At 73.0% G+C, this 10634-nt stretch carries 6 protein-coding genes and 1 pseudogene; 1 reads left to right on the top strand and 6 read right to left on the bottom strand.

All coding sequences use genetic code 11. The features are described 5' to 3' along the window. Positions 1 to 188: 188 nt before the first annotated feature. The 6 genes from ACTHJJ_RS00175 to ACTHJJ_RS00150 form a co-directional block, all read right to left on the bottom strand. A complete protein-coding gene (locus ACTHJJ_RS00175; protein WP_440300916.1) occupies positions 189 to 785 on the bottom strand; it encodes a proteasome activator in 597 nt (198 codons plus the stop codon). A gap of 110 nt (positions 786 to 895) precedes the next feature. After that, the gene (locus tag ACTHJJ_RS00170; protein ID WP_440300915.1) at positions 896 to 3823 is read right to left on the bottom strand and encodes an FtsX-like permease family protein; all 2928 of its coding nucleotides are present in this window, start codon (positions 3821 to 3823) and stop codon (positions 896 to 898) included. 13 nt (positions 3824 to 3836) lie between these two features. Continuing rightward, positions 3837 to 4607 (bottom strand): ABC transporter ATP-binding protein, encoded by a 771-nt coding sequence (locus ACTHJJ_RS00165; protein ID WP_440300914.1) that lies wholly within the window; start codon positions 4605 to 4607, stop codon positions 3837 to 3839. Next, positions 4604 to 5218, bottom strand: coding sequence for a PadR family transcriptional regulator (locus ACTHJJ_RS00160; RefSeq protein WP_440300913.1), 615 nt, complete (start codon positions 5216 to 5218; stop codon positions 4604 to 4606). Before ACTHJJ_RS00160 ends, ACTHJJ_RS00165 begins: the two co-directional genes overlap by 4 nt. A 155-nt stretch (positions 5219 to 5373) precedes the next feature. After that, positions 5374 to 5982 carry a hypothetical protein gene (locus ACTHJJ_RS00155; protein ID WP_440300912.1) on the bottom strand — a complete coding sequence of 203 codons (609 nt, stop codon included), beginning with the start codon at positions 5980 to 5982 and terminating at the stop codon, positions 5374 to 5376. 155 nt (positions 5983 to 6137) lie between these two features. Continuing rightward, positions 6138 to 7115, bottom strand: coding sequence for an NAD(P)H-quinone oxidoreductase (locus ACTHJJ_RS00150; protein WP_440300911.1), 978 nt, complete (start codon positions 7113 to 7115; stop codon positions 6138 to 6140). A gap of 78 nt (positions 7116 to 7193) precedes the next feature. Between ACTHJJ_RS00150 and ACTHJJ_RS00145 the strand changes: the two are divergent. Then, positions 7194 to 10634, top strand: a pseudogene (locus tag ACTHJJ_RS00145) (hypothetical protein); the annotation flags it as partial.

Here is a 10634-nt window from a genome sequence, read left to right as displayed (position 1 = left end):
GAACGGCAGCAGGCTGCTGCAGACGACGAGCACGGCGCCCAGGACCCGGGCGACGGGTCGGGGGAGGCGCGCGATGAGCGCCTGGAGGACCGGGGCGCCGATGAGCCGGAGCAGCACGTTCACCCGGTCACCCTAGAGCCGCGAGAACGGACCGCTCGAGGGCGAACGGTCCGTTTGGGGGGGAGAAGTCAGAGGTACTGGCCGGTCGGGCCGCCCTCGTGTGGGGTGTTCGGTGCGCCGGGGACCGACGGCGCTCCGTAGGGCGAGCCCGGGCGCCCCGGGGGAAGGGCGCGCATCTGGGCGAGCTGCTGCTGCGCGGCCATCTGCTGGGCCACGAGCGCCGTCTGGATGCCGTGGAAGAGCCCCTCGAGCCAGCCGACGAGCTGGGCCTGCGCGATGCGCAGCTCGGCGTCGCTGGGTGACTCGTCCCTGAAGGGGGAGGCGATCCGGTCGAGCTCCTCGACGAGCTCGGGGGCGAGGCCGTCCTTCAGCTCCTCGAGCGACTGGTGGTGGATCTCGGCGAGCCGCCTGCGGCCCGGTTCGTCCAGAGGGGCGCTGCGGACCTCCTCGAGGAGCTGCTTGATCATCGACCCGATCCGCATCACCTTGGCTGGTTCCTCGACGAGGTCCGCCGGATTCTTGCGCTCGCGTTCGGTCTCGCCGTCGCTGGTTCCGGAGTCTGCGACGCCCATGCCCCCGGGTGTCACGACGACGATGCGGGGATCCTGGGTGTCATCGCTGCTCTGGTCGCCCGAGCCTGGCTGCTGCGTCTGGTCGTCACTCATGTCATTCATCCTGCCGCACCCCCTACCCGCCCCCGTTCGAGGTATTCCGATGCGCCGGTGAGTGTCGGGACGACCCCAACCCGCCGAGGGTGACTGCACGAGGGCTGGGTTCACGTCGCCCGCCGGGTGACCGTGGGGGCGCGGCGGATCGAGACGAAGGCGAACACGGCGGCAACGATCGGGACGAGGACGATCGGCGCCGCGATCTGCAGCCACGGGATGACGACGAACGGCCCGACGACCTCCGGCACCGCCGACATGTCGACGAACCCGGCGTGGCTCTGTCCGCCGGTCGTCGTGACGGTCTTGGCCGCGGCGATGCCGGGCAGGAGCCCGATCGCTGCCCCGACGACGGCGCCGAGGCCGGAGAGGAGGAACGCCTGTGCGGCCGCGAGCTTGCGGCGGGTCATCCGCGTCGCGCCGACCGCGGCGAGGGTGCCCATCATCGGCAGCTGTTCCGCCATCGAGAGCGCGGTGGAGACGAACGTCGCTACGAGGATGATCAGGCCGACGATCCCCATGAGCACGAGGATCGCCACGCTGTCGTCGCGCTGGAATCCCCGCTCGACCTGGACCGACGCGTTCTCGGAAGCGGCCTGCAGGGCGCTCGTCAGTTTTGCCTCTGTCGCGGCCGAGATCGGACCGTCGGGATCCACCAGCTGGACGAAGCCGGGCTGGTTTGCCCAGCCGAGCCGGTCAGCGGCCTCCGTGGCGAGGTAGGCGCTGTAGCCACCGATGACCTGCGACTGGCCGAGCGAGAACTGGTCCCACGGGAGCACCAGGGCTGGCCGCGTGACGGTCTGTGGGGCGCCGGCCGGCTTGAAGTCGCCGTTCTCGGCGGACTCGCCATCCATCACCCAGAAGCGAACCGCGCCGCCCTGGACATCGGTGGGCGTCGGGCGCACGGCGTCAAAGGTGCCGGGACGAGCGGGGGTCGGGATGGTCGACACGTCGGGCAGCACGACGGCACCGTCGGCGAGCGCCGTGCGTTGCGCCTCGTCCAGCTGGAGCAGGGTCGCGAGCTGCACCGCCGGTGCCGTGCGGATGGCGCCGGCGCCCATCATCCCGTCGGTGCCGATGGACCAGCAGCGCTGTTCGGGGAAGAACGACTCGGTGGGTCGCGACTGCTCGAAGGTGCAGCCGACGCGCTGGGCCTGGACGAGGCGTCCCGGGCCGGTGGCCCATGGCTGGGGCTGGAACCCGCTGTCGTCCTGGACCGCGCGGGCGAGCGTGGCCGCGCGGACCGTGACGATCCCCGGGTCGACGGACGCGACGATCCGGGCGACCTCCTCCGCGCCGAGCAGGGAGTCGTAGGTGGTGGCAGTGCCCATCGCAACGTTGGGCACGTAGGTGTGTGCCTGCTCAGCCGTGTCGGACGAGATGGCGACAACTGAGGCGGAGAGCAGGGCGGCCCCGGCCATGACCGCTGCGACCGTAGGCCCGGTCCGCGCCCGCTGCCTCGCGGAGTCCCGGGCCGCCATGCGTATAGAGAGCGGCAAGTGGCGCCCAAGCCTCCCGATGACGGTCAACAGGCCCGGCACGACGCAGAGGGCACCGATGGTGAGCAGCGCGCTTCCACCGATGAGACCGAAGCCGGCCTGCTGCATACCGTCCGAGACGTCGACCTGGGTCAGGGTGAGCACTGCACCGATCGCGAGCAGGACGAGCCCGACGATGGTGACCCGGTGCCGTACCGGCCGCGCGACCTCCTGGCCCCGCATTGCCCGGACGATGTCAAGGCGGCCGAGAGCACGGGCCGGCAGGAGCGCCGCGACGACCGCGCTCAGCAGGGCGGAGCCGGCGACCGCGGCGAGGAACACCCATGGCACGTCGAGGCCGAACAGCAGCCTCTCGTCCAGCACCCGGGCGAGCCACGGTCGCAGGGCCGCGACGGCTCCCACGCCGACGGCGGTTCCGACGATGGTGGAGATGCCGCCGAGGACGACGGCTTGGGCCAGGATCGTGCGCCGCACCTGCGTGCGTGTGGCGCCGTTGGCGGCGGAGAGCGCGAGGGTGCGTCGTTGGCGGCTCGCGCTCACGGCGAAGGCCGGCCCGGCCAGGAGCGCGGTCGTGAAGAGCAACCCCGCGGCGGCGGCCGCCATGGCGATGGCCGTCCCCGCGGCAGCGGTGTCGGGAGAGGCGCCAAAGTGGTCGTTGACCGGCAGGGCCTGCGGTGGCAGCGCCCACAAGGATCGTGCCACCGTGACGAGGCCATAGCTGTTGAGGTCCTGGACCTCCTCCCAGCTGACCGGACCTCGATCGATGATGAGCCAGGCAGGGGCGTCGGGGCCGGGCCCAGTCGCCTTCTGCTGCCACGGCACGAGCACGACGGCGGCCGGGGCGACCCCCATGCCCATCGGCGTCCCCGTCACCGCTTCGGCGACGCCCACAACGGTCCGGGATGTGAACACTGCGTCTTTACTGTCGGCGGTCGCGATCGAGAGCCTGCCTGAGGTCGGCAGCCCTTGCCCAGCGCCCCACTTCGTGACCACCACCTCAGCGTCGTTGGCCGGCCACCGACCGCTGATGAGATGCGCTCGGTCACCGAGGTCGGCGTGTGGTTGGAGACTCACTCCCAGTGCGTTGACGGAGACCGTCTTCTCGGCTGATTCGACGCGGAGCGGACCTTGGGACAACGGGATCGCGGTGCCGCCGGTCAACCCAGCAATGGCCCTGGCCGGATCGGTCTCGATGCCTACGATCGGGTTGGCGGGCGGTGCCTTTTCGTCTGAACCCCACCCCCCCCCGAGCGCTTCCTGGTAGATCTGTTTGCCTTCGACCGGCCCGCTGACGATCGCTTGACCGGTGCCGAAGAGATAGGGCTCCTGCTCGCTGTCATCGAGGGTCATCGAGAAGGCGAGCGTCGCGCCGGCGCTGATCAGCAGCACCGGGAGCCCGATCATCAGCAGGATGAGGATGCTGCGACCCCGATGCCGACGTACGTCGCGCCGCGCCATGCGCAGCGCCACCCGCCAGCCCGCCTGCCACTGCTCGAAGCGGCCCGCTCCCTGCTCGGGCCGGCCCGAGCCCCCGTTCACCCGCGCCACCACGTCACCGCGCCTGTGCGAGAAGCGAGTCCGCCGAGTCCGGCCCGCCTGTAGAGTCCACGATCCGGCCGTCCCGGAGGAAGACCACCCGGTCAGCCCACGCCGCGTGCCGCGCCTCGTGCGTGACGAGCAGCCCGGCCGCGCCGGCGTCGCACCGCTGCCGGAGCACGCGCAGCACCTCCTCGCCGGTGTGCGAGTCGAGGGCACCGGTCGGCTCGTCGGCCAGGACCAGCCGGCGCTCACCGACGAGGGCCCGCGCGATCGCGACTCGCTGCTGCTGGCCACCGGACATCTGGTCGGGGTAGCGGTCGGCGAGCTCCCGCAGGCCCAGCTGGTTCAGGGCGTCGAGCGCCTGGGACCGCGCCCGGCGCACCGAGAACCCGTCGAGCTCGAGCGGCAGCCCGATGTTCTCCGCCGCGGTCAGGCTCGGGATGAGATTGAGGTCCTGGAAGACGAACCCGACCGACCGGCGCCGCAACGCGGCAAGCCCTTTTGCGTCAAGGGAGTCCAGTCGTATGCCGCTCACCTCGACGCTGCCCGACGTGGCCTTGTCGAGGCCGCCGGCGAGGTTGAGCAGGGTCGACTTGCCGGACCCGGACGGCCCCATGACCGCCACCAGCTCACCCGGGCTCACCGAGAGCGAGGCGCCCTCGAGTGCGACGACCTCCGTCGCCCCCGAGCCGTGCACACGGGTCACGTCCGTCAGGACGAGCACCGGCTCCGTCCCGGCCTGGTCCGCCGCTCCGTCCACCATCGGCTGCTCCATCGCGCTCATGCCCGGGCCCCCTTCCGCTCGGAGCTGCGCGGCTCGGCCACATCGGAAGACTCCGGTGACGCCGGGGGCGAGGTGAGCGGCATGCGGGCATGGCGGGCAAGCGTCGACTCGACGTGGTCGAGCCAGCGGATCTCCGCCTCCCCGGAGAAGAGCAGGTTCTCGAGGACGAGCTGCCAGGCGAGGTCGGCGCCCCGCGGCTCGTCGGAGCCGGACGCCTTGAGGCGGGTCAGGTCACGCAGGTGCTTCAGGGTCGCGGTGCGTTGGGTCTGCACGACCTGCGCCACGTCGACCCCCGGCGAGGTGACCGCCAGGGCGAGCTTGATGACGAGCTCGTCCCGGGGCGTCTCGTCCCGGGCGACGGGGGTGCGCCACCACGCCTCGGCCGCGACCCGCCCCTGCTCGGTGAGGCGGTAGGTGATCCGGCCCTCGTCGTCGGTGCCCCCGACCGGTTCGACGAGCCCGTCCCGCTCGAGCCGCGCGAGGGTCGTGTAGACCTGCCCGATGTTGAGCGGCCACGTGCCGCCCGTCCGTGCCTCGAACTCGCTGCGGAGCCGGGCGCCATACGTGGCCCCCTCCGCGAGCAGCGCGAGCAGCCCCTGCTTGACCGACATCGATGCCTCCCGGACATACTCGGTATTCCCTCAGGTGAGGAGATGTATACCGGGTATGTCGGGACGGCGCAAGCATGACCCGCGTTGAGGTATTCGCCTGCAGGGAGCGGGTAGTCGAATACCTCAACCCGGGAGCAGGGCCTCGGTCGGGTGGGTCAGCTGCGGGCCGTCTCGAACCAGGGGTGGTGCAGGTCGTGGTAGCTGACGTCGCTCATCAGGTTGCTCATCTGCGACATCTGCTCCTGCATGTCGGAGGGCATCTCCTGGCGCTCGCCCTCGCGCGCCTCCGCCTCCGTCCGGAACGCGACGGTCTGCGTGAAGAAGCCGTTGTCGTCGATCGCCACCGTGCCGCCGATGATCTCGGGACGGGCGGTGTGCAGCATGTCCATCGGCTGGCTCATGAAGTCGCGGAACTTGCCGGCGTCGGTGAGCTGGCCCTGGATGACCTGGACGAACTGTGCGTCGTCGGACCCCCCGTCGAGCATCATCACGACGTCGTTGCAGTCGTGGAAGGTGACCTGCCCGTCGAAGCACTTCTCTGTCTCGGCCCACCACTGACCCTGCTCCGGGCGCTGTGAGTTCCGCTCTGCCGACTCTCTCGAGTCGAAGCGGACCACCCCGATGAACTCGCCGTCGTCGGTGATCCCGTACGTGCCGCCGAGGAATCCCGTGGCACCGCTCTCGAGCCGGTTCCGCCAGTCGTCCATCTGGCGGTGCACCGTGTCGGCGTCACGACACGTTCCCTGGATGACCTGGATGAACACCTCTCGCCTCCGTCGTGTCGGGGACCGCTTCCCCGCGAAGTGGTCCAACGATCGACGGTATTGCGCTGGGTTGCCTGGCGGCGTAGATGTGCCGGTCCCGAGACGGTTTGCTCTCAGGCAGCGCCGATCTGCCCGGATTTGTCCGGTTCATGACCTCAGATGGTGAGGAGGATCTTGCCGATGTGCGTCGAGGCCTCCATCTCGCGGTGCGCGTCCGCCGCCTTCTCGAGGAGGTGGCGCGAGTGGATGACCGGCCGGACCACTCCCGACTCGATGAGCGGCCACACGTGCTCGCGGACGGAGGCGACGATGGTGGCCTTCTCCGTCTCCGGGCGAGCGCGGAGGGTGGTCGCGATGACGGCCGCCCGCTTGGCCAGGAGCGTGCCCAGGTCGAGCTCGGCACGCCGGCCGCCCATGAGGCCGATGATGACGAGCCGGCCGCTGATCGCGAGGGTGTCGACGTTGCGGGCGAGGTACTTCGCGCCCATGTTGTCGAGAATGACGTCGGCGCCATGCCCGCCGGTCGCGGTGCGGATCTTCTCGACGAAGTCCTCCTCCTTGTAGTTGACGAGGACCTCCGCGCCGAGCTGGCCGCAGAAGTCGAGCTTCTCCTGGGTCCCCGCGGTGACGGCGACATGGGCACCGACGGCCTTGCCGAGCTGGATCGCCATGGTGCCGATGCCGGAGCTGCCGCCGTGGACGAGGAGCCACTGGCCGGGCTGGATGTTCGCCGTGAGGAAAACGTTGGACCAGACGGTGCTGGCGACCTCCGGCAGCGCCGCGGCGTCCTCAAGCGAGACGCCGTCGGGGATCGGCAGCAGCTGGCCGGCCGGGACGGCGACCTGCTCGGCGTAGCCCCCGCCGACCAGGAGGGCGCACACCTCGTCGCCTACCTGCCACCCCTCGACGCCCTCGCCGAGGGCCGAGATCCGCCCGCTCACCTCGAGCCCGGGGTAGGGGGAGCCGCCGGGTGGCGGGTCGTAGAAGCCCTTGCGCTGCTGGACATCGGCGCGGTTCACGCCCGCGGCGACGACGTCGACGATGACCTCGCCGGGCCTCGCCGTGGGCGCGTCGACCTCGCAGACGCGGAGGACGTCGGGCTCGCCGGGCTCGGAGATCGTGACTGCGCGCATGCGCCCAGCCTACGGACGGCGGTGAGGATGAGTACCGGGGCTCTTTCCGGTGTGGCCGTCGCTCTCCAGACTCGCGCCATGGGCACCACTTCCGGCCCCGAGGCGGGGCGACCTTCCCTGACCGTGTCGGATCTCGCGCATCTGGACTTCGTCGAGCACGTCTTCCTGCCGGAGGCGGCGAGGCGCCAGTTGGTCGGCGGCCCGCAGGATGCCGCCCTCAAGGGCCTCGTGCGACAGCTCGTCGCCGAGGCCGGCGCTGCTGCTCCGCCCACCGGATCCACGGCGGTGGCGGGACCGGCCTCCCCGACGGGCTACGAGTGGCCGACCGGCGGCTCGCCCGGCTCGGTGCCGGCGCCCCCGGCGTCGGCGCCCGCGGCGTCGGCACCGCCGGCATCGGCGCCACCACCGCCCACGGGCCTCTCGCTGGCAGAGCTCGAGCGTCGGGCCCTCGCGCCCCAGGTTCCGCCCCCTGCCACCATCGCTCCTCCCGCGCCGCAGCGGCCACCCGCGCCTCCCGCACCGCAGCGGCCGCCAGCACCCCCGTCGCCGCTCCGGCAGTGGTGGTCGCGCACCGTTCGCGCTGTCGGCTCGGACCTCGCCGTGCACGGTCTCGCGTACCTCGGCGTGCTCCTGTTCTTCGTCGGCGCCTTCGGCCTCGTCGCGTTCGCCTTCGCCGATGTCGCCAGCGGGCTGCGCCCCGTCGCCGAAGTCGTCATCGCGGTGGCGCCGTTCGCCGCCGGCGCCCTGCTGCGGCGCCGTCGCGCCGATGCGGTCGGCCGGTCGCTCGAGCTGGCGGGCGGTCTCGTCCTGCCCATCATGATCGTCACCTCCGTCCTCGACGGGGTGGCCTTCCCACCGGACCTGTCCGGGGTCCCGCTCGTCGTGACGCTGGCCCTGCTCATGGCGGGCCTCGCCCTCGGGTATGCCGCCTGGTCCCGCCGTCACCCCACCAGCGCCCTCCGCTTCCTGGTGGCCCCGGCCGGCTGGCTCGCGGTCGGGCTCGCGACGATGGGCGTCGGCCGGGCGACCCCCGGCGGCAAGGCGGTCGCGACCCCGAGCGCCGCCCAGGTCGCCGCCATGGCAGTGGCCCTCACCGCGACCCTGCTCGGGGCAAGGCTGCGCCCGAAGGCGCGGCTCGCAGGGCCCACCACGACCGCGGCCCTGCCGGGCCTCGTCGTCCTCGGGGCGCTCGGCGTCCTCACCTGGGCCGCCGAGGGCTGGCCGGCCCTCCCGGTCCTCCTGACCGGCACGGCCCTCGCCGCCGCGCTCGAGGTCCTGGCGCCGCGCCTGCCGGCCCTCACCGTCGGTGTCGTCCAGCCGGCCTGGTGGGTCGTCGTCTGGGTCGCCCTGTCCGGGTCTGCACGCGACTCCCTGGAGAGGACCGCCGTCGCGGCGCTCGTGGCGGGCGGCTTCCTGGCTCTCCTCGAGCTGGCCGGGTCGCGCCGCCGGCCGCCGGCAGCGCTTGTCCTCCCCGCGGTCGGAGCGGTCCTCGCGCTCGGCTCCGCCCTGTCCGGTGACCTCACGTGGGCCGCCGCGGTGCTCGCCGGCGCCGGCGTGTGGGCGATCGCCCGCCGCACCGCGCCCTACCCGGCACCCGGAGCGGCGGGGTTGCTCGACCTGGCGGCCGCCACGCTGCCGCTGGCCGCGCTCGGCGCGCTGACCGCGTCCGGCGGCGACGCCGGCCCGGGCACGGCCGCGGTCGTCGGCGCACTGGTCCTGCTCGTGATCGCGGTCCCGGCGGCTCGCGGATGGCTGGACCGCACCGCCGGTGAGCGGTACTGGCGAGGCTGGTGGGCGGGTGGGGTCGCCGTCGTCGTCCTGCTGACCGTCTCGATCTGGGAGCGCACCGCGGGCATCTTCGAGCCATGGTCGGCTGCCGTCGCCCTGGGCCTGCTCGCAGTCGCGACCCTCGTGGGTCCGCTGCCTCCGGCGTGGCGACCGGTGGTCGCGTCGGCGCTCGGCGTGGGCGGGTGGCTGAGTGCGGCCTCTGTCGCCTCGGTCGGGGAGGACCTCCGCTGGGCCGTCCCCGCGGTCACAGCGCTCGCGCTCGTGGTGCTCGCGCATGTCCCGTCGGCCGGTCCCGTCGCTGCCCAACCCGTCCGGGTCGCCCTCGGTCTGTCGGGGCATGGGCTCGGAGTGCTGGCCGTGGCCGGCGCCCTCGGCACGGAGTGGGGACTCGTCGGCGCGGTCGCCGCCGCGACGGCCGGCTGGTGCCTCACGGGGTGGCGCGACGTGCGCGGCGCGTCCCCGGTCGGCGCCGCCCTCCGGGCCGCGCAACCCTCCCTGGCTGGAGCGCCCCTCGCACTCGGCGCGATCGGCATCCCCGCAACGTTCTCGCTCCTGCTCGACCGGTCCGGCCTCTACCCGCTGGACTCGCCCTGGTCGACGGCCGTGCTGTCCGCCCTCGCCGTCGTGTATGCCGCCGCCAGCGGGCTCGCGGTGCCGGCCCGGGTCGCCCGCACGCTGGCTCGCGTCGGCGTCCTGCTCGCCGTCGTTGCAGCCGTATTCGCGACCCAGCGGATGTCGGCCGTCCTTGCCCTCGTCGCCCTGATGGCGGCCGTGGCCATCGTGCCGAGCGACCATCGGATCCCGCCGATGACCTGGTTCGCGTGGGCCGCGCCCGCACCTGCGGCGCACCTGCTCGGGCTAGAGCTGTGGCCCTGGGCTGCAGGGCTGCCCGGTCCGGAGTGGGACGGTGTCGTGCTCGTTGCGGTCGGCGGGGTCATCCTGCTCGGTGGACTCGCTGCCCGGCGCGTGTCCGGCCTCCCCGGGAGGCGTTGGACGACAGCGGCTCTCACGGTTGGCGGGGTCGAGGTCGCGGCCGGGCTCGCGATCGGCGTGGTCGACCGCGTCGGGCCCGTCGCCGGATGGCTCTGTGCGGCCGTGGCTGTGGTCGTCCTCGTCGCCGGAGCGCTGTCCCGGATCGGCGCGCTCGGCGGGGTCGCCGCGCTCCTGGGCTGGTGGGCGGCCCTCCTCCTCGCCGGCGACGTGATCGCGACTCGCCCCTGGCTCGCGCTCGCCGCGGCCGCGGGGCTGCTCGCCCTTGCGGAGGCTCTGTCGCGGGTGATGCCGACACCGGTCGAGACGAACAGGCCTGCCGAGCGCTTGGGCCCGGGGATGTCGACGGGGGCCGGGACGAACGGGCCTGCCGAGCGTTTGGCCCGGCTGATGTCGACCGGGGCCGGGACCAACGGTCCTGCGGAGCGGCCCGCCCAGGGCTCGATGACAGCGGCTCCCGCTGGATCGAGCCCGGCACGTTCGCGGTGGCGGGGTCGCTGGGATCTGGCGCTCCTCCTCGCTGCCGCCCCGGTGGCCGCGACGGGTGTGCTGCTCGGCGTCGGCACTGCCACCGAGGCGCTCTGCTGGACCCTGGCGGGCCTCGAGTGCCTGGCGGTGGCGGCACGACTGCGGCGCCACCGGTCCGCCGCTGCTGCCCTCGGGGCTCTCGGCGCGGTGCTCGTACTGCTCGGGGCCTCCATCGCCGGGAGCGGCTGGCTCGCCCTCGGCCTCGTCGGCCTC

Origin of the sequence: Intrasporangium sp., assembly GCF_051961875.1 — a bacterium.
Taxonomy (GTDB): Bacteria; Actinomycetota; Actinomycetes; order Actinomycetales; family Dermatophilaceae; genus Intrasporangium_A.
The sequence above is the reverse complement of the archived record's forward strand: the minus strand, read 5'-3'. Positions and strand labels throughout refer to the sequence as shown.